General features: G+C 29.4%; 20 protein-coding genes and 1 other annotated feature. Of the genes, 10 read left to right on the plus strand and 10 right to left on the minus strand.

Annotated features, from left to right (window positions below):
• Positions 1-3: 3 nt before the first annotated feature.
• From C820_RS04805 to rpsF, 4 genes are all read right to left on the minus strand, one after another.
• Positions 4-564 carry an ECF transporter S component gene (locus tag C820_RS04805; RefSeq protein ID WP_004037672.1) on the minus strand — a complete coding sequence of 187 codons (561 nt, stop codon included), beginning with the start codon at positions 562-564 and terminating at the stop codon, positions 4-6.
• Between the two features lie 152 nt (positions 565-716).
• Positions 717-947, minus strand: coding sequence for a 30S ribosomal protein S18 (rpsR, locus tag C820_RS04810; RefSeq protein ID WP_004037670.1), 231 nt, complete (start codon positions 945-947; stop codon positions 717-719).
• A gap of 24 nt (positions 948-971) precedes the next feature.
• A complete protein-coding gene (locus C820_RS04815) occupies positions 972-1,448 on the minus strand; it encodes a single-stranded DNA-binding protein (RefSeq protein WP_004037668.1) in 477 nt (158 codons plus the stop codon).
• Positions 1,449-1,507: 59 nt separating this feature from the next.
• Positions 1,508-1,795, minus strand: a complete 288-nt coding sequence (gene rpsF / locus C820_RS04820; RefSeq protein ID WP_004037666.1) for a 30S ribosomal protein S6 — start codon at positions 1,793-1,795, stop codon at positions 1,508-1,510.
• 169 nt (positions 1,796-1,964) lie between these two features.
• Here rpsF and C820_RS04825 point away from each other — a divergent pair, with 169 nt between their 5' ends.
• Complete coding sequence (locus tag C820_RS04825; protein ID WP_004037664.1) at positions 1,965-2,372, plus strand: hypothetical protein; 408 nt, start codon at positions 1,965-1,967, stop codon at positions 2,370-2,372.
• A gap of 42 nt (positions 2,373-2,414) precedes the next feature.
• Here C820_RS04825 and C820_RS04830 read toward each other — a convergent pair whose 3' ends face one another.
• The gene (locus C820_RS04830) at positions 2,415-3,794 is read right to left on the minus strand and encodes a TrpB-like pyridoxal phosphate-dependent enzyme (RefSeq protein ID WP_004037662.1); all 1,380 of its coding nucleotides are present in this window, start codon (positions 3,792-3,794) and stop codon (positions 2,415-2,417) included.
• A gap of 73 nt (positions 3,795-3,867) precedes the next feature.
• Positions 3,868-4,116: a binding site (T-box leader), on the minus strand.
• A 447-nt stretch (positions 4,117-4,563) separates the two neighbouring features.
• Here C820_RS04830 and C820_RS04835 point away from each other — a divergent pair.
• From C820_RS04835 to C820_RS04860, 6 genes are all read left to right on the plus strand, one after another.
• Positions 4,564-5,370: an N-acetylmuramoyl-L-alanine amidase family protein gene (locus tag C820_RS04835; protein WP_004037660.1), complete on the plus strand. Its 807-nt coding sequence runs from the start codon at positions 4,564-4,566 to the stop codon at positions 5,368-5,370.
• A 285-nt stretch (positions 5,371-5,655) separates the two neighbouring features.
• On the plus strand, positions 5,656-6,738 hold the full coding sequence (gene serC / locus C820_RS04840; RefSeq protein WP_004037658.1) for a 3-phosphoserine/phosphohydroxythreonine transaminase: 1,083 nt from the start codon (positions 5,656-5,658) through the stop codon (positions 6,736-6,738).
• A 14-nt stretch (positions 6,739-6,752) separates the two neighbouring features.
• Complete coding sequence (locus C820_RS04845; protein ID WP_004037655.1) at positions 6,753-7,922, plus strand: 3-phosphoglycerate dehydrogenase family protein; 1,170 nt, start codon at positions 6,753-6,755, stop codon at positions 7,920-7,922.
• Positions 7,923-7,935: 13 nt separating this feature from the next.
• The gene (locus C820_RS04850) at positions 7,936-9,186 is read left to right on the plus strand and encodes a DUF1015 domain-containing protein (protein WP_004037653.1); all 1,251 of its coding nucleotides are present in this window, start codon (positions 7,936-7,938) and stop codon (positions 9,184-9,186) included.
• Between the two features lie 134 nt (positions 9,187-9,320).
• Complete coding sequence (locus tag C820_RS04855) at positions 9,321-9,515, plus strand: hypothetical protein (protein ID WP_004037651.1); 195 nt, start codon at positions 9,321-9,323, stop codon at positions 9,513-9,515.
• A 485-nt stretch (positions 9,516-10,000) separates the two neighbouring features.
• Positions 10,001-12,463 (plus strand): diguanylate cyclase domain-containing protein, encoded by a 2,463-nt coding sequence (locus C820_RS04860; protein WP_004037649.1) that lies wholly within the window; start codon positions 10,001-10,003, stop codon positions 12,461-12,463.
• Between the two features lie 654 nt (positions 12,464-13,117).
• Here C820_RS04860 and C820_RS04865 read toward each other — a convergent pair.
• Both C820_RS04865 and cls read right to left on the minus strand, forming a co-directional pair.
• Positions 13,118-13,888, minus strand: coding sequence for an acyl-[acyl-carrier-protein] thioesterase (locus C820_RS04865; RefSeq protein ID WP_004037646.1), 771 nt, complete (start codon positions 13,886-13,888; stop codon positions 13,118-13,120).
• Positions 13,889-13,908: 20 nt separating this feature from the next.
• Entirely contained in the window at positions 13,909-15,375 is a 1,467-nt protein-coding gene (gene cls / locus C820_RS04870; RefSeq protein ID WP_004037645.1) for a cardiolipin synthase, read from the minus strand.
• Between the two features lie 202 nt (positions 15,376-15,577).
• Here cls and C820_RS04875 point away from each other — a divergent pair, with 202 nt between their 5' ends.
• Positions 15,578-16,024 carry a hypothetical protein gene (locus C820_RS04875; RefSeq protein ID WP_004037644.1) on the plus strand — a complete coding sequence of 149 codons (447 nt, stop codon included), beginning with the start codon at positions 15,578-15,580 and terminating at the stop codon, positions 16,022-16,024.
• A gap of 34 nt (positions 16,025-16,058) precedes the next feature.
• Here the strand turns inward: C820_RS04875 and C820_RS04880 are convergent, their stop codons facing one another.
• Entirely contained in the window at positions 16,059-16,508 is a 450-nt protein-coding gene (locus C820_RS04880) for a hypothetical protein (protein ID WP_004037643.1), read from the minus strand.
• A gap of 154 nt (positions 16,509-16,662) precedes the next feature.
• Entirely contained in the window at positions 16,663-17,343 is a 681-nt protein-coding gene (locus C820_RS04885) for a DUF554 domain-containing protein (protein WP_004037642.1), read from the minus strand.
• Between the two features lie 111 nt (positions 17,344-17,454).
• Here C820_RS04885 and C820_RS04890 point away from each other — a divergent pair, with 111 nt between their 5' ends.
• Positions 17,455-17,922: a methylated-DNA--[protein]-cysteine S-methyltransferase gene (locus C820_RS04890; RefSeq protein ID WP_004037641.1), complete on the plus strand. Its 468-nt coding sequence runs from the start codon at positions 17,455-17,457 to the stop codon at positions 17,920-17,922.
• A gap of 33 nt (positions 17,923-17,955) precedes the next feature.
• Here the strand turns inward: C820_RS04890 and C820_RS04895 are convergent, their stop codons facing one another.
• The gene (locus tag C820_RS04895) at positions 17,956-18,345 is read right to left on the minus strand and encodes a hypothetical protein (protein ID WP_004037640.1); all 390 of its coding nucleotides are present in this window, start codon (positions 18,343-18,345) and stop codon (positions 17,956-17,958) included.
• A gap of 225 nt (positions 18,346-18,570) precedes the next feature.
• Here C820_RS04895 and malQ point away from each other — a divergent pair, with 225 nt between their 5' ends.
• Positions 18,571-20,271 (plus strand): 4-alpha-glucanotransferase, encoded by a 1,701-nt coding sequence (malQ, locus tag C820_RS04900; RefSeq protein WP_004037639.1) that lies wholly within the window; start codon positions 18,571-18,573, stop codon positions 20,269-20,271.
• The last annotated feature ends 108 nt before the right edge of the window (positions 20,272-20,379 follow it).

The raw sequence follows: 20,379 nt of genomic DNA on the forward strand, positions 1-20,379 counted from the left end.
ATATTAGCCCTCTATTTGATAGTTTGTATTGGAACGAAATGGGACAAGCCCTGTTTTATGTAACGCAAGCATAACACTAGGAATAAGTATAAACTGTAATATAATGCCTGGAATAGCGTTTAATACTGCTGCCGATAAAAACATCTGCCATGTAAAAGGATTTGATGATACATTGACAAGAAACATCATAACAATACCCCATACAATACGCCCAGCAATCAAAGAAACTATCATACAACGATAAAGAGAAATAATACATTGCCAACGAGAATGAGAATATAAAAAGCCAATTACAAAACCATATGTAGCTAATTCAAAAGCCATAGCGACACCTGTAGGAAATAATATAGGCATACCAAAAATAGTATGTCTTAATAAAGGAAGTATAAATCCTACTAAAATGCCATATTTCCAACCACAAATTAGCCCACATAATAGCACAGGAATGTGCATAGGAAGAAGCATATTTCCTATTTGAGGAACTTGCCCTGTAAAAAAGGGTAATACTAATCCAATGGCTATAAACATAGCGGACAATATCATATTATTTGTTGTATTTTTCATAAAATTATTCTCCTTTCTAAAAAGTAAATATTGTTTTACTTTATTTTATTTTATTTTTATAGAAAAGTCAAATTACTATTTTTTATAATAGGTTATGCTTTTAAGGTATATGAAAAAAGCATTTAACTAAAAAATAGTTAAATGCTTTTTGATTAATCTTGAGTATAAGGCATCAATGCAACGTGTCTAGCTCTTTTAATTGCTGTTGTTAAAGCTCTTTGATGTTTTGCACAATTACCTGTAATTCTTCTAGGAAGAATTTTTCCTCTTTCAGAAACATATCTTCTTAATTTGTTAATATCTTTGTAATCAATAGTTGTTACTTTATCTGCACAAGACGCACAAACACGTTTTTTTCTACGTCCACGTTTTTTCTGTATCATATGTGTATCCTCCTTTTGTTGAAATTAAAAAGGTAAATCGTCATCGTCTTCAATACTTTCATCAATAGGATAAAAACCATCTTCTACGTTTGATGTTGGCTGATATGCTGGTTTTGCAGGAGCAGGAGATGGTGCTGCTGTACCCATATTTGTATTTGCAGCTGCACGACTTTCAAATGAAGTTTTGCTTTCTGCAAAATATTGCTCCTCTATTACAACCTCAGTAGTCCAACGTTTTTGACCATTTTGGTCGTCCCAAGAACGCACTTGAAGTCTGCCAATAACACTGACCATTTGACCTTTTTTGAAATACTTTTCTGCAAACTCTGCTGCTTTTCCAAAAGAAACACAGTTGATAAAGTCTGCATCAGCTTCACCTTGACGTTTAAATCTTTTATTTACTGCTAATGTATATCGAGCAACAGCCAGAGGTTCAGCAGCTTGTGTATACCTTACTTCTGGACTTTGTGTCAATCTGCCCATTAAAATTACTTTGTTCATAAAACGCCTCCGTTACTGAAAATCAATAAACAAGTGACTTTTTAACTTTTAAAAATATATTATGCTTCTTTGCGAACGATAAGATAACGAAGAACGTTTTCCATAATACGTATACGGCTTTCGATTTCTGCTGGAGCAGTTGCTGGAGCTTCAAAAGTTGTAAAACTGAAGAAACCTTCGTTTACTTTTTTGATTTCATAAGCAAGTTTTCTTTTGCCCCATTCGTCAACTTTTTCGATTTTAGCACCAAATCTTTCTAATAAAGCCTGTACTTTAGCAACTTCAGCTGCTTTTGCTTCTTCATCAAGTGTTGGACTTAATACTAATGCTAATTCGTATTTATTCATGATTACACCTCCTTCTGGACTATGACCCTTTCTGTATTCAGAAAGAATAAGGATTTTTAACTTACAGTAATGTATCATATCATAATAATGCAGAAAATACAAGTGTTTTTTAATATTTTATGTTATTATTATGAAATAGAATAACAATATAAAAAGGAGTAAAATAAAAATGACAATACATCAAATTATGGAAGTGCTGCAAACAAATATAAAGCCTTATGAAGAATATGTTGTTGATGATAAAGTAATGGAAGCGATGAATACTATTTCTAATGCAGAGGAACTAATAAAACCTATATTAGAATTAATAGGAAATTATCCCACAGTTGATTTTGGTACACCAGGATATTTGGTACATTTTGTTGAGAAATTTTACAACAAGGGATATGAAGAGCTATTAATGCAATCTGTTATAAAAACACCAACATCGCATAATATATGGATGTTACATAGATGTTATAATAACGTAAATGATACCAAACATGATATTTATAAAATGATAGCTATGGATTTAAAAAATTCTGATACAACTCCTATAGAAGTGAAAAAACAAATTGATTTTTATAATTGGGATTAAAATTAAAACCACGTCATTATGACGTGGCTTTGACTATTTTTATTATTGTATATCTGGAATTTTTGGCAATGTAGCAAAACCTTTTTCTAATTCTTCATCTGTTGGTGCATAGTCCTGCATATTTCCAGATTTATAGTTCATATATGCTGCTAAATCATAAGCACCATTTCCTGTTAATCCAAACAATATTGTTTTTGCTTCTCCAGTTTCTTTACATTTTTTTGCTTCATCAATAGCAGCAGCAATAGCATGAGCAGACTCTGGTGCTGGAAGTATAGACTCTGTTTTTGCAAATAATGTTGCAGCATCAAAAATGTGGTTTTGGAATAATGCTCTTGCCTCATCAATATAACCGTCATGATATAATTTGGATATAATAGGTGACATACCATGATAACGTAAGCCACCTGCGTGTATAGAAGAAGGTATAAAACCACTTCCTAATGTGTACATTTTTGCAAGAGGTGTTACATGACCTGTATCACAAAAATCATAGGCATATTTACCACGAGAAAGAGAAGGACAAGCTGCTGGTTCTACTGCGATAAAATATGGATTAGCTTTTCCTGTTAATTTGTCTTTCATAAAATCAGAAATTAAACCACCTAAATTAGAGCCACCACCAGCACAGCCTATAATAATATCAGGATATTCGTCCACTTTTTCCATTTGTAATTTTGCTTCTGCACCAATAATAGACTGATGTAATAATACTTGATTTAATACAGAACCAAGTGCATACCTTGTATTTGGTGTAGAAACTGCTTTTTCTACTGCTTCGCTGATAGCTGTACCAAGTGAACCTGTACAATGAGGGTCTTGTGCTAATATTGCTCTGCCTGCATTTGTGGTATTGCTTGGGCTAGGGACAACATTACCACCATATGTTTCTATTACTGCTTTTCTGTATGGTTTTTGTTCTGCACTAATTTTCACCATGTAAACATCAAGAGGAATATTGTAAAAAGAGCAAGCCATAGCAAGAGCAGTACCCCATTGTCCTGCACCTGTTTCGGTAGTAATATGAGAAATTCCTTGTTGTTTGTTGTAGTAAACTTGTGCAATAGCAGAATTTAATTTGTGACTGCCAGAGGTATTACTTCCTTCATATTTGTAATAAATTTTTGCAGGGGTATCCAATGCTTTTTCTAACGTATAGGCTCTGTGAAGTGGAGAAGGTCTATACATTTTGTAATATGCCTGTACTTCTTCAGGAATATCAATATAACGTTCTGTTGAAAATTCTTGCTTACAAAGTTCTTCTGCAAAAATAGGGTAAAAGTCTTCTTTTGTAGCAGGCTTCATTGTTGCAGGATTGATAAAAGAGTCATGCTGTTCAGGCATATCTGCACGAACATTATACCACTGCTTTGGAAGTTCGTTTTCTGTTAATAAAATTCTGTTAGGAATATTTTTTGACATATTAATCTCTCCTATTCTAATATAAAATGTTGTATATAAAAATAAAAAAGCCCTTTGTATATTTTTATAATATACAAAGGGCGTAATATCTATTTATTACGTGGTGCCACCTTAATTGGTTATCAAAAATAACCCACTCATACCGTACAAAAAATACAGCGTTCTCTATAACGGGAGAACCCGAGTTGCATACTATTCTAAAAAGAATTTCAGCTTCTGCTCACAAGCCCATTCCAACAATAAAACTGTGTTGGTTTTCATCAACCACCAACTTTCTGAAAACAATTATTATTGTGTACTTACTCTTGGTCAACGTTTTAATTTATGCTGTTGGTATTTATTTTAATCATTTTTTTGTATTTGTCAATATTAAAAAAAATTTTTTTGAAATATATTTTAAATATGGCAACATTTTGAAGAAATAATTCGTTTTATAATATAAAAAAGAATTGTGTTGTATATGGAAAAATATATTGTGGCATTGCTAGTGACAATTATAGCTTTTGTACAGTTTACTAATTTACATCTATAGTAAATATAGTAAAGAAAACAGATGTACCAAATAAAAACAATTAGTACAATTTAAAAAAATACTATTACTACTATATTGATAATACAATCAAGATAAATGTATATAGAAAGTGAATAATGTTTGAAAAATAGAATAAGTAATAAATATGTTAAGAAATATTTAATAAAATCGAAATGAAACAGTGCTTTTTCTTTTTTCTGTTTTATAGTATGATAAAAAAGCAGGAGGCGTGTATGTGTGGAAGAAATAGAAAGCAGAGCAGAATTTAGAAAAAAGAGGAGAATGAAGAGGAAAAGAAGAAGAAAAATAATAAAAACAATAGTATTGTTAGCTTTAATTATTTTAATGATAATAATCGTTTGTTTTTTATTTTATAGAAAAAAAGAACCAAAACCATATACAATAGGATTAGATGCAGGGCATGGAGGAGCAGATGTAGGTGCAATAGGATACATAGAAGAAGTAGAATTGACAGAAAGAACATCAGATTTATTAGAGGAATTATTGAAAAAAGATGGACGTTTTGAAGTGGTGCGTTCTCGTAAAAATGGAGAAGATATGCCAATTACAAAAAGAAAGGAAATATTGTTAAAACAAAAACCTGATTTAATACTTTCTATACATGGCAATTCTGACCCTACAGCAACAGCAAGAGGATTTGAGTGCTATCCTTCTCCGCCAGGTAGAGATAACCATGAAATTAGTTATTATTTTGCTATATGTATTGTAGAGCAAATAGCAGAAGCAGGCAATCATTTGAGAGGAGAAAATGGCGTTAGATATGCTTATTATGTAACAGACCAAAATGGAAATACACAAAAAGCAATAAAAGAAGCATCTGATACTATGATATATGCTCAGCAATCTTTTGGTATGGTAGAAAATGTAAATTGTGCTGCTGTATTAGTAGAACAGTGTTTTATAACAAATCAAGAAGACACACAAGCATTTGGAAGCGAAAAAGGTTGTGAAATTTCAGCAAAAGCATATTATAAAGCAATTTGTAAATATTTAAATATAGAACCGAAATCAGATAATACATAATGTGTCCGTGTATTAAAGACATATGTATTGTAAAAAATAACAATAAAATGAATATATTTTATAAAAAACATTGCAAAATCACGAAAAATACTTCTGTTTTGTAGAAAGAACAGCAGAATGGTTGACGTGTTGATTTCATATGTTATAATTTTTTAATAAAGAAGAGAGCAATTCTTTTTGACTTTATTAAAAAGGTATAAAAATATAGTGCCTTCTTTTTGTAAAAGGAGGCATTTTTTTGATTTATGTTATATATCATTTTGAAATCATAGGGAGGCTTACAAAATGAATAGAGTTTATAATTTTTCTGCAGGGCCATCTGTGCTTCCTTTGGAAGTATTAGAAAAGGCACAAAAAGAATTTGTTTGCTATGGTAATAGTGGTATGTCTGTTATGGAAATGAGCCATCGTTCCAAAGACTTTGAACAAATATTGTATCATGCAGAAGATACATTGAGGGAATTAATGAAAATACCAAACAATTATAAAGTGTTGTTTTTACAAGGAGGAGGCTCTACACAATTTGCAATGATACCTATGAACTTGATGAATAGAAATCATAAAGCAGATTATGTAAAAACAGGACAATGGGCGACAAAAGCAGCAGAAGAGGCTAAAAAATATGGTAAAGTAAATATTGTGGCATCTTCTGAAAATACTACATTTGATAGAATACCAGATTTAGATAAAAATAAATTTGATGCAGATGCAGATTATTTTTACATTACATTAAATAATACAATTTATGGTACAAGATATACTGTATTGCCTGATACAGGAAATGTTCCTTTAGTAGGAGATATGTCTTCTAGTATATTGTCAGAAGAAATTGATATTACAAAATTTGGATTACTTTATGCTGGCGCACAAAAAAATTTAGGGCCAGCAGGTGTAACAGTAGTAATTGTAAGAGAAGATTTATTAGGAAATGCTATGGAATTTACACCAACAATGCTATGTTATGACGTTCATGTAAAAAATAATTCTTTGTATAATACGCCTCCTACCTATGGCATCTATTTTATAGGACTTGTATTTGACTGGGTAAAACAGCAGGGAGGAGTAAAACAGTTACAAAAAATAAATGAACAAAAAGCTTCTATACTTTATAACTTTTTAGATGCTTCTGAACTGTTTAAAGGAACTGTTGTAAAAAAAGACCGTTCTTTGATGAATGTACCCTTTGTATTACCAACAGAAGAATTAAATAAAAAATTTATTTTAGAAGCACAAAGTAAAGGATTTGTAAATTTGAAGGGACATAGAACAGTGGGAGGTATGAGAGCAAGTATTTATAATGCTATGCCTATAGAAGGAGTAAAGTCACTTGTAGCTTTTATGGAACAGTTTGAAAAAGAAAATAAATAAGGAGAAATAAAATCATGTATAATATTAGAACATTAAATCAAATTTCTCATATTGGATTAAAAAAGTTGCCTATGTCAGAATTTAATATTTCTGATACAGAAGAAAATCCAGATGGCATTATAGTAAGAAGTTTTGATATGCATAATATGGATTTACACAAAAATTTATTAGCGGTAGCGAGAGCGGGTGCAGGAACAAATAATATTCCTATTGAGAAATGTACACAAAGAGGTATTCCTGTATTTTATACACCTGGTGCAAATGCAAATGCTGTAAAAGAATTGGTATTGACAGGACTTTTGATTTCTTCTAGAAAAGTATTAGAAGGAGTAAGCTGGACACAAACATTAATCGATAGTGACAATGTGGAGAAAGATGCAGAAGCAGGTAAAAAACAGTTTATAGGCCCAGAAATATCAGGCAAAAGATTAGGCGTTATTGGTTTAGGTGCTATAGGAGTTCTTGTAGCAAATGCAGCTTTAGATTTGGGTATGGAAGTGATAGGTTATGACCCTTATTTATCTATTGAATCTGCATGGCATTTATCTTCTAGTGTAAAACACGCTTCTACATTAGAGGAAGTAGTAAGCCAAAGTGATTATATTACATTACATATTCCTTTAAATGATAAAACAAAGCACACTTTTAATAAAGACCTTTTTGCAGCAACAAAAAGGGGAGCACGCCTTATGAATTTTGCAAGAGGGGAATTAGTGGATATTGAAGCATTAAAGTGTGCTATTAAAGAGGGCATTATATCAAAATATATTGTAGATTTTCCAAGTAAAGAAGTATTAGGTATTGATAAAGTAATGGTAACACCACATTTAGGAGCATCTACACCAGAGTCAGAAGAAAATTGTGCTATGATGGCAGCAGTAGCAATTAGAGAATATTTAAAATATGGTAATATTAAATATTCTGTAAATTTCCCTAATTGCTATATTGATTATTCTGGAAAACCAAGAATTACTATTTCACATAGAAATATAGTTAATATGATTGGTCAATTAGGTGCAGTATTTACAAAATATAGTGTGAATATTGATAATATGATAAATAAAAGCAAGGGAAATTTAGCATATAATATTATTGTATGTGATAGTTTAAATGGAAAAGAAAAGGAATTGATAGAAGACTTATATAAAATTGAAAGTGTAATCAAAGTAAGGGTATTGTATTAAAGGAGGGATTTTTTTGGCAATCATAAGACCTTTTCGAGCAATTCGTCCAGTGCCTGAAAAAGCAGAAAAAGTAGCAGCACTGCCTTATGATGTTATGAATAGTGAAGAAGCAAGACAAATGGTAAAAGGAAATCCATATTCTTTTATTCATGTAGACAAAGCAGAAGTCGATTTAGATAGTTCTATTGATATATATGATAAAAGAGTTTATCAAAAAGCAAAACAAAATATGGATAATATGATAAAAGAAGGTATTATGCTGCAAGATGAAAAACCTTTATTTTATATTTATTGTTTGACAATGAATGGAAAAAGTCAAACAGGACTTGTTGTGTGTACTTCTATTGATGAGTATTTAAATAATACTATTAAAAAACATGAACTTACTAGAGCAGATAAAGAAGCAGATAGAATATGTCATGTAGATACATTAAATGCAAATACAGGTCCTATTTTTTTAGCATATCATAAAAATGATGCTGTAAAAGCGATATTGTGTTCTGTTATGAAGAAAGAAAAAGCAGTATATAATTTTATTTCAGAAGATGGTATTGGTCATAAAGTTTGGTTAATTTCTGATGAAAGAGATATTTTAAAATTAATAGAATTGTTTGAAAAAATACCAAATCTTTATATTGCAGATGGACATCATAGAAATGCTTCAGCAGTAAAAGTAGGGTTAAAAAGAAGAGAAAATAAAACTGATTATACAGGAGAAGAAGAATTTAACTATTATCTTTCTGTATTATTTTCTGATGATGAGTTGTATATTATGGATTATAATAGAGTAGTAAAAGACCTGAATGGTTTGACAGAACAACAATTTTTAGAAAAAGTAAGTGAAAAATTTGAAATAGAAGTGTATGACGGAAAAGATTGTTGTAAACCAGAAAAATGTCATCAATTTGGTATGTATCTCAATCACAAGTGGTATTTGATTACAGCAAAAAAAGAAATCATACGAAAAGATATTGTTGCAGCATTAGATGTTTCTATATTACAAAATGAAATATTAGAACCTATACTTGCTATAGGTGACCCTAGAACAGATAAAAGAATTGATTTTATAGGGGGAATAAGAGGATTAGAGGCATTACAGCAAAAAGTAGACAGTAAAGATATGAAAATAGCGTTTTCTATGTATCCAACATCTATGCAGGAATTGATGAATGTAGCAGATGAAAATAGAACAATGCCACCAAAATCTACATGGTTTGAGCCCAAATTAAGAAGCGGTCTTTTTATACATGATTTAGAAAAATAATGTTTATTTGGTTATTATTTCTAGTATTAAAAAAATAATTTTTGTTATACTATGTATTACAGTAGTGAATATTTTGTCGTTTTATAAAAAGCAGTGCGACAAAAAATTATGCTATTGTAAAGGAGTGGTATCCAATGAAAAGCTTTACAATGGGTATTGTAACAGGAGGATTGATGACAGCATTAGGAATTGGTTGTTTGCTTCAAGACCAAAAAAATTATCAATCTATAAAGAAAAAAGGCAATAAAATAATGCAAAAGAGCAAACGTATGGCAAGAAAAGCAGAAAATATTGTGGAAGATGCAGTTGATGATTTATTAGAGTTGTAAAAAAAAGAAGACAGACAGATATTGTAGTAATATAATATTTGTCTGTTTTTCTATAATAAAATGTAATATTAACATTGTATGAAGTCTTTTAACTATGCTATAATAGCAAAAAAAGAATAAAAATTATATCAACATAATATAAACAATGAAATAAAAGAGAAATATAATTTGTTTATGTTACAATAAATAAAAAATAAATAATAATAAAATATTTTATAAAAATATTATAAAAAATATGTTATAATCCTATCAGATAATTAGAAACAAATATGATTTTGAAACTTTGTTGATGTAACTGATAGAAATGCAGTTATTTTAATAACTAGAGGTTATAAAAAGATTATTTTGTAGTGTCCTTGTATCTTTTCTAAAGGGGAATGAAAGGGACGTTTCTGTTACTAAAAAAGTTTGGAACTTCCTAAATAAAATGCAATGAAATAATAGAGAAGTGATTTTTTATAGAAGGAAGGAGGCCTTATGACCTTATGAGGACAATTATGGATATAGAAGAATTATTAGATATTTTGGGGGACACAGGTATTGTAGTGGTAAGACAACAAGACCATAAAATATTATATGCTAATGAAAAAGCAACACAAATGAATTCAGAATTAGTAAAAAATATGATTTGTCATGGTATTTGGAAAAAGCAATGTGAATGTTGTCCGGCGAAAGATATGGGTAATAAAAAATATAATAGAACAGTAGAATATGATGAAGTTACAAATAGTATTATTGACATTTGTGCTGCAAGTATATTATGGAAGGGAACTACAAAAGCTTTTGTTGTAACATTTACACCTCATATTGCTATAAAAGAAGAAGAAGAGTCTGAAATTGCAAGAAGATGGTTAACACCTGCATTATCTCAAATATATGAAATGACAGTAGTAAGTAATCTAAATAAAAATAAATATGCTGTTTTTCATAATAGTGATATGTTTTATTTGCCTGAAAAAGGAAAAGTATCTGATTTATTTGATATGATAGGAAAGAAATTAAATGATACACAAAAAGAAGATTGGAATACTTCTTTTTCTATAGAAGCACTTTTAAATTCTTTTCAGCAAGGTAGTCAAAAAGTATTGTTGGAACTATATTTTGAACAAGAACAAAAGTGGTTTTCTTGTGGGTGTTTTTTAGTAGAGAGTACATATAGTAAAGAGATATTAGGTATTATATTGATTAGAGATATTACAGAAAGTAAAGATAAAGAAAAAGAGCAACAATTGCAGCTAGAATTTACACATTCTAGTATGAGAGGAACTAGTGGAAAATATTTAGTAACAGAAGAAGATATTTATTTATTGGAAGGTAGCGAACAATATTTTGAATTGCTTGGTATGAATGAAAAGGAATATTATGGATTAAAGGGAAAAGTATTACCTTGGCTAGAAGAAAAGGAAAGAAGAAAATATATTCAACCAGCTATAGAAAATGGAAAGAAAAGAGAGCCTCTTTTATGGGAAGCACCTAAAAAAATGAAAAATGGTATGCTACATTGGTTTCAGCTTCAAGGAATGTTTATAGGAGAACAATCAGGTTATCCTGTGTACTATGGTATATTATTAGATACTTCTGAAAAAAAACGTTTAGAGATAGAACAAAAAAATACATTTAATAGTTTACCAGGAGGCGTAGCAAAAATACGTTTAGATGATAGATTAACCATATTGGAAGCAAATGAATATTTTTTAAAAATGTTTGGAAAAGGAACAGGAGCAGGATTTTTTTCTAGTATTTATAGTATAGATAGAAAAATAGCACAAAAAGAATTTGACAAAATGATACAACAGCATAATCAATTTAAAATGGAATTAAGAATGCTTGATGCACGAGAAGAAATTATGTGGATACACTTAGAAGGAAATGAATTTAGTGTAGAAGAAGATGGAAAACCAATTTATTTATTTGTTATGATAGATATTACAAATTATATAGAAATACGCTTACAATTAGAAGAAGTAAAAGAAAAATATCATAAAAATATTGCTGGCTCAAATCATAGAATATTGGTGTATAACAATAATAAAGATAGTTTTGAATTTATTGATGAAACAGCAGATGAACAATATTATAAAAGTATTTCTTTTCAATATTATGTTGAAAATGAAAAAATAATGTTTTCAGAAGCAATTAAAAGTCAAATTGGTATGAAAATGTACTATGAAAATTTTAAACAGTGGATACAAAAATCAAATATTGTATTTCAAGGAGATAGAAATATATTAAATAATATTTATAAACAATGTATATTAGATAATATTAGTATAAAAGCACAAATTCGCCTTTTAACAATAAATGGCTCTTATGAGTGGTTTGAAATACATTGTAATCCTTTGTGGGACGAAGAAAAGAAAAAATGTTTAAAAATAGTAGGAACATTAGTCAATATCAATGCTTTACGTCAGATGCAAAGTGAGGCCACAACATGGAGAGAAAAAGCAAGAAGAGACCCTCTCACAGGTTTATATAATAGAGCTATATTTAGAGAAAAAGTATTAGCACTAATGGAACAAAAAAATAAAGGTGCATTAATATTTATGGACGTGGATTATTTTAAAAAAGTAAATGATACATTAGGTCATGCAGTAGGAGATGATGTATTATTGACAGTTGCTAAAAGACTTCGTTATTTTTTTAGAGAGTCTGAAGATATTATAGCAAGATATGGCGGAGATGAATTTATTGTATTTTTAAAAGATGTTTCTTCTGAAAAGGAACTAAGAAAGAAATTGGAGCAATTATTAGAAGTATTTCGTGAAAAATATCAAAGAGGAGAAACTTCTTGGAATATTACAGGAAGTGTAGGAGCAGCGTTGTATCCAAAAGATGCTTCAGATTATCAAATGCTTTTAGAGAAGGCAGATACTGCATTATACGTTTCTAAAAATGAAGGCAGAGATAGATATACATTATATTGTGATTGTGATAAAAATAATATATAGTACAAGCTAAAATTAAAAAATAAGTATTTTTTCATAAAAGTTATATAGTATGAAACAGTATTTTTTAGGGTATTGTTTTATATGAGGTGATAATTTTGAGAAAGAAATGCTTATTTTTTTGTATTGTAGTTTGTATGATACTGTTTATAATAATAGATTTTAAAATATATACTTTTAAAGGAATAACAAGTAGCAATTTTAAATTTTTAGCAATGATATTATTGTTTTTTACTGCAAATCGTTTTAAAAAGATGATATTGAGTTATACTATATTTTGTGATTTTTTATTATTATTTACATCATGGTATTGCTTGGGTGTAGCATTTTTTACAATAGTGCATATATTGTATTTATGTCAAATGCAGCCATTTTTAGAATACGAAAAAAGACAGCAAGAATGTATGATAATGTTGCTGCCTTTTGGAATTTTGTTAAGTTTTTTACCATTGTATAGTATAGTTATTTGCTATAGTATGGTATTTCTATTGCATATTATTTCATCATATGCTCAAAAATGTAGTAATTTATATAAAATAGGCCTTATTCTTTTTGTATTATGTGATTGTTGCACAGCAATTTCTTTTTTAACAAAAAATATTATAGTAGGAAGATGTATATGGATATTATATTTACCATCACAGATTTTATTGACAATTACAAAGCAGCATTATTTTTCCACTGTGTTACCACTTCTGCAAATAAAATACCCTCACCAGCTCCGTCTTCAAAAAAAGAGATAACCTCTTTGATGCCATTTTCCAATGTATGAACACAACATTTTGATAGTATAGTATCTCCCTTATAGCATTCTTTACGATAAACAACACGAATATCTGAAATAGTCATAGTGTTATAAATATCATCAGGTATATCATCAATAGCCCATTCGATGTATTTAACATTATTAGTATGTCCATTATTGTCTGTATCTCGTCTTGTAACAACAAAAGTTCTTTCCATAATGGTATCGTCTTTTTGTAATTTTGGCAATTTATATTTTTCATTTGCTATTGCAGTAATTTCAGTATTTCCATATTTTTGCTCCATTTCATTGCTAATAGTGGTTGGTTTTCTTTCTTCTAAGTCCATAAATATCCAACGAGAAGCAATGTGAGCAGCAATATTGCCACATTGGTCATAAAGTAAATAACAACGTTCTGCTTGCATACGACGACATTTACTGCTCCATGTTACTATTTTTATGGTTTCACCACATTTTGGCATATGGTCTATAATAATATGCCAATTTACTACAGCCCAGCCTCTATGATGTTCTGTCATATAATCTAATGTATAACCTAAACTGTCAGAATGACGTATTGCAGTATCTTGTAAGTGAAATACAAGTGCAGAGGGTGTAAGAAATAAATTACTATCTACTTCAAAATAGCCTATTTGTTGTTGTTCTGTATATTTTTTATCCATAATTTTACTCCTTAAAAGTATTATAACATAGGGGAAATCAAACGAGAAACAGATTCTTTTACACGGAACCACCATTTTCGTTTGACATACCATTCTTTTGTAATTTCTACACAATTTTCTAAATCATTTAAAAAATCTTGTTCTAGTAATGTAGTAGTTTCTTTATCATATAAAAAAGCGTTGATTTCAAAATTCAAATCAAAACTGCGTATATCCATATTTGCAGTACCAATAGAACAAATTTCACCATCAATAAATACTGCTTTTGTGTGAATAAATCCTTTTTCGTATTGATAGCAACGAACACCTGCTTCTAAAAGTTCACCTAAATAAGACATACTTGCCCAATAAACAAAAAAGTGGTCAGGATTTCCTGGAATAATAATGCGGACATCAATACCAGAAAGAGCTGCAACACGAAGTGCTTCTAGAATGCCGTCATCTGGAACAAAATAAGGTGTTTCAATATAGATGTGTTTTTCTGCTTCATTCATCATTTTAAAATAACCATTCCATATATTTTTCCAAACAGTATCAGGACCACTGGATATAATTTGCATTTTAATACCATCTATTTGTTTTCTATCAGGAAAATAAGACTTTTTTAATGATATAGGAGCATGTGTAGTAGTAAAATTCCAGTCCATAATAAATCTCATTTGTAACTGGTCTATAGCATCGCCTTGTATTCTTAAATGAGTATCTCTCCAAGCACCATATCGTTTTACTGTACCTAAATATTCATTACCAATGTTGAAACCACCTATATAACCAATTTCACCATCTATAATACAAAGTTTTCTATGGTCACGATAATTTAAGCGAATAATAAAACGAGGTAAAAAAGCAACAGCATATCCACCGTTTTGTTCTAACTCTTGAAAAAAATTGCGGGGAAGACTAGTACATCCCATACCATCATAAAGTAAACGAATTTCTACTCCTTCTTTTGCTTTTAATGCAAGTTCATGTACTATTTTTTTGCCTAAATCATCTCCTCTTATAATATAGTATTCCATGTGTATGAATTTTTTAGCTTGACGAATATCTTCTATAAGGGCATTAAATTTGCTGTTACCATCTATAAAATGTTTTAATGTATTGTTTGTTGTTACCCAATTTCCTGTATTAAGATGAAGATAAATTAAATCATCTAAATTTTGACATACAATAAAATTGTCTTTGTCTTCTATCAATTTTTTTTGAGAACGAAAAGCATCTAATGAAGTATCATTAAATAATAAATAACGGTAATATACTTCTGTGTCATATTTTTCTTTTTGTATAAACATTTTTTCTCTTTTGCTGTTTCTTCCAAATACCATATATATAATAAATCCAAAAAAAGGAATAAAAAACAGTACAAGAAGCCATGCCCAACTGCTGGCAGGTTTTCGTCTTTCAAAAAATACAACAAGACCTGCAAAAACAACATTTAGTATAAAAATACCTGTTGATAAAAATGGTAAAAAATCTATAAATGCCATTTTGTCACCTCTAATAAAATTAATTGATTAATTATATTTTATTATTATAACGTATTTTTTGAGTTTTTTCCTCTTTATTTTGATAACATTTTTAAAATTAGCATAAAAAATTTATTTTTCTATTTCCTAAAACAAAAAATAATGCTAAAATAGATACAACTGCTATTATGTTCAAAAATAATATAAATGAGGAGGAAAGATTGTGCTAGATATATTAATTATAGTACTGATTATTGTTATTATTGCACTTGGAATATTGTATTATTTCAATCGTAAAAATATGGGAAAAATGATACAGGCACAAGACTTTATTGAGCAGAATAAAGTTTTAACACAAATTTTTGTAATAGACAAAAAAATAGAAAAACCATCTCCTACAAATATGACAAAGGCTGTGTATGAGCAAATGCCTAAAATGGCAAGAATGAGGAAAATGCCTTTAGTCAAAGCAAAAGTAGGACCACAAATTGTTAATTTAATGTGTGATAAATCTGTTTTTGAAATTCTACCTGTAAAGAAAAATATAAAAGTAGAATTAGCAGGAATATACATTGTAAAGGTAAAAGGAACAAATTTAGCAAATAAGAAAAAGAAAACATTTGGAGAAAAAATGAGTTTAAAAATGAAAGAAATGCAAGAAAAGAAATAAAAAAAACCTTAGCTTATGCTAAGGTTTTTTATTATTATTCTTCATCAATAATTACTACAGTGCCACCCATTCTTTTATTCAATTCTGAACGTGTGATTTTAATGATATTTGGCATGATACCTTCTGGGTGTTCTGCAATAAAATAAGGGTCTTCATCATCACAGTCATTTTCATCTAAATAACCAGAAAAATTAGAAATAATAGACTTCATAATTTCTACACTAGAGCCCCAATAGCCTAAATCTAAAAATATCTGTCTTTCTTTTTGTCCAGTTTTAGAAAATTTTGTACTTTTATAAACAATAGCAAATAAACGACGTTCTTCCCCTTTATATGTAAAATAAACAGCCATTTCGTTGTTTTCGCCATTTTTGTTTTCATAACGATTAACTTTAGCAGCGGGGTCAAACCATTTTAGTATAAATTGATAAATTTGCTCTAATTCGATTTCTTTTGTAATATAACCATGCGTTTTTGCTGTCATAGTGCTTCTCTCCTTACTACTTTGACAATAAATAGTGACTTGTTGTGATATTGCTTTTCTATATAAATTATACAAGAAAGAATGAAATACTGCAATAGAGAAACAACATTGCATAAAAAAATACACATTAATAAAATAAGGAATATTTAACAAATTAAGACAATAAAGAAGTAATTGCTATATAAAGTGCTGGTACAATAAGCGAAGGAAGTAAATTTAATGTTTTAATTTCTTTTATTTTTAATATGCCAAGAGCTGAACTCATAATTAAAATACCTCCTATAATAGAAATTTCTGTCATTAAATTTTCTGTCATAAATCCCCCTATAAATTGTGCTAAAAAATAAATGCTGCCTTGCCATAAAAAAAGTATTACAGCAGAAAGAGCAATACCAATGCCGAAATTGGAAGCTAATATCATAGAAGTAACACCATCTAACATAGCATTTGTAAATAAAAGTGTGTTGTTTCCGTTTAAAGCACTTTCAATAGGGCCTAGTATGGACATAGTACCTATACAAAATAAAAGTACTGCTGTAGTTAAGCCTTGTGCTAAATTTCCTTTGGATACTTTTTTTGCTAAACTTTGAAATTTTCCGTCTAAATCAATTATAGAACCAATTAATCCACCAAATGCCATACTAAATATAAATAGAACAGGATATTGACTGTTTGGCATAGCTTTTGCGAAATTGTTAATTCCTAATGCTAATGCAGCTAAACCTAGTCCATTCATCATAGTTTGTTGATATTGTTCTTTAATTCCTTTGTGTAATGTAGCACCAATAACGCTACCAGCTAATATGGTACAACAATTTGTGATTGTTCCAATCATTTTAATTTCCTCCTTAAGTAGTATTGTTTTTTCAATTATTTTATCATATACTAATGGTGTTATGCTATTAATAATTTTTTGATGTGATATAGAAAAAGAAAGAAGAATGTAATGATGAAATATCGCTATGAAATAAAAACACCATTAGGTATAATAACATTGGTTGAAATGTCACATAAAATAAGTCATATTTATTATGGAATAAAAAAGGATTTTTTAAAAATTATGATACAAAAAACACCACTATTAGAATTGACAGAAATACAAATTTTAGAATATTTTGAAGGAACAAGAAAAAGCTTTTCATTGCCTCTGTTGCTAGAGGGAACAATATTTCAAAAAAAGGTATGGCAAGCATTGCAAACTATTCCTTATGGGGAAACAAAAAGTTATGGACAAATTGCAAAAGAAATAGGTTGTGATAAAGCAGTAAGAGCAGTAGGCGGTGCAAACCACAATAATCCTATTGCGATTGTGGTACCTTGTCATAGAGTAATAGGAGCAAATGGAAAACTAACAGGGTATAATGGTGGATTAGAAAAAAAGGAATTTCTTTTAAAATTGGAAAAAGCATTATAAAATAGTTTTAGGCTATTTTATAATGCTTTCAGTTTAATTTGTTACTGTAGCACTATCTAACATGGTGTTAGCAGTGTTTGTTGTGCCTACCATAGTATTAGCGGTATTGTATGGTATGGTACGATTGGTGGTGGTAGAAGTGTTATAATTATTTGTTAAATCATTTCTCATACTATCATTGGCACTTCCGTTTGTAATGCCATAATAATCCCAATAACCAGCACCTCCTGAATTAGTAAAGCCAAAACGATTAAGCATATTATTTCTATTGCTATCTGTGCCACTAAAATCATAATTGTAATCGTATGCACCATTTCCTCTTGTGGCGCCGCCTAAGTTATTAGAAACTTTTTCACCACAGGCAGTAATACCAAACATCAATATAGATATTGTACTAATGGTGACTATAGAAAGTCTTTTCATATAAAAATCCTCCTCAATATAATAATTATAAAGAATGAATGAATTTGAGTACAAATTTATTTTTTGCATGAAAAGTTTTTTCATACAACAATAAATTTGCCATTATGACAAAAAAGAACCAAATGATTTTGATTTTGTCAAATAAAGGGGTAGTAAAATGTTGAATTTTTCGTTATAATAGAAATATAAATTGTCAAACAAATCCAAAAGAAAAAGGGTGGTATTATGAATTTTCAACGAAGCAGTGGTATTTTACTTCATCCTTCCAGTTTGCCTAGTAAATTTGGTATAGGAGATTTCGGACCAAATGCTTATAAATTTGTAGATTTTTTAGAAAAATCAGGGCAACATCTTTGGCAAATATTACCATTAGGTCCAACAAGTTTTGGTGATTCTCCTTATCAAAGCTTTTCTACATTTGCTGGAAACACATTATTTATTAGTCCTGAAGTATTATGTAAAAAAGGGTATTTAGAAGAAACGGATGTGGAATTAGCACCAATTTTTTCTTGTAAAAAAGCAGATTATGGTAATGCTATTCCTTTTAAAAGAGGTTTATTTGAAAAAGCTCATCGTCGTTTTCAAAAAAAAGCATTTACAGCTGACCAAGTTGAATTTCAAAAGTTTTGTGAAAAAAATAGTTTTTGGCTAGATGATTATGCCTTATTTGCTTCTTTAAAAGATTATTTTATTGCAGAAAGACAAGAAGCAGGTTTTTCAAATGAATTTTTTGCTTTTGAGGAAAAGACTGCGAAAAAATTATCAAAAAATTTACAAAAAGATTATTATTTTGGTGCAGTTTGGAGTACATGGCCTGAGGAATTAGTAAATAGAGAATATGGTGCATTAGAAAAATGGAAAAGAAAATTAACAACGGCAATAGATAGATATAAATTTTTACAATTTGAATTTTTCAGTCAATGGAAAGCATTAAAACAATATGCAAATGAAAAAAATATAAAAATTATAGGAGATGTGCCTATATTTGTAGCTTATGACAGTGCAGACACATGGGCAAACCCTAAAAATTATTATATAGATGAAAAAGGTTTTCCAACAGTAGTAGCAGGTGTGCCACCAGACTATTTTAGTGCAACAGGACAGCTTTGGGGAAATCCTCTTTATTGTTGGGAAGAACACGAAAAAACAAGTTATAAATGGTGGATTAATAGAATACGTTGTACATTAGATATGGTGGATATTCTTCGTATTGACCATTTTAGAGGATTTGAAAGTTATTGGGCAGTACCTTTTGGAGATAAAGATGCTACAAAAGGAGAATGGAGAAAGGGTCCAGCAGAAAAATTATTTAAAGCTGTTGAAAAAGAATTAGGAAATTTGCCTATTATTGCAGAAGATTTAGGTATCATTACAGATGATGTAAGAGAACTAAGAAAAAAATTGGGATTTCCTGGTATGAGAATACTTCATTTTGCTTTTAACGACGATGGTAAAAATGAGTATTTACCTCATAATTATGAGCCAAATACAGTAGTATATACAGGTACTCATGATAATGATACTACAATAGGTTGGTATACAAATGGTACAGAACATGAAAAAGACCATGTACGTCGTTATATGAATATTAGTGGAGATAATATTGCATGGGATATGATACGCCTTGCTATGAGCTCTTCAGCAGAGTTTGCAATATTTCCAATACAAGATGTGTTACGCTTAGATGGTAGTCATCGTATGAATATACCAAGTACATCAAGCGGTAATTGGCAATTCCGTTTTGAGTTATCACAATTGAATGATGATGATGCAAATGGATTGTATTATCTTGCTGAATTGTTTAATAGAATACCTGAAATAGAAGAAACAATAGAACAAAAAATTGTTTCTGAAGAGGTAGAGCAAAAAACAGTTTCTTCAGACAAAAAAGAAAAAAGTATAAAAAGACCAAAAAGAAGAAGATAATATAAATTAAGTAATAATAAAAGGCTCTGGAAAAACCAGAGCTTTTCTATTTAAGTATTATAGTATGTTAAAATATATACTATTTAGTTAAAATTGACATCATAAAAA

Origin of the sequence: Clostridium sp. MD294, from assembly GCF_000364165.2 — a bacterium.
Taxonomy (GTDB): Bacteria; Bacillota; Clostridia; order Lachnospirales; family Anaerotignaceae; genus Coprocola.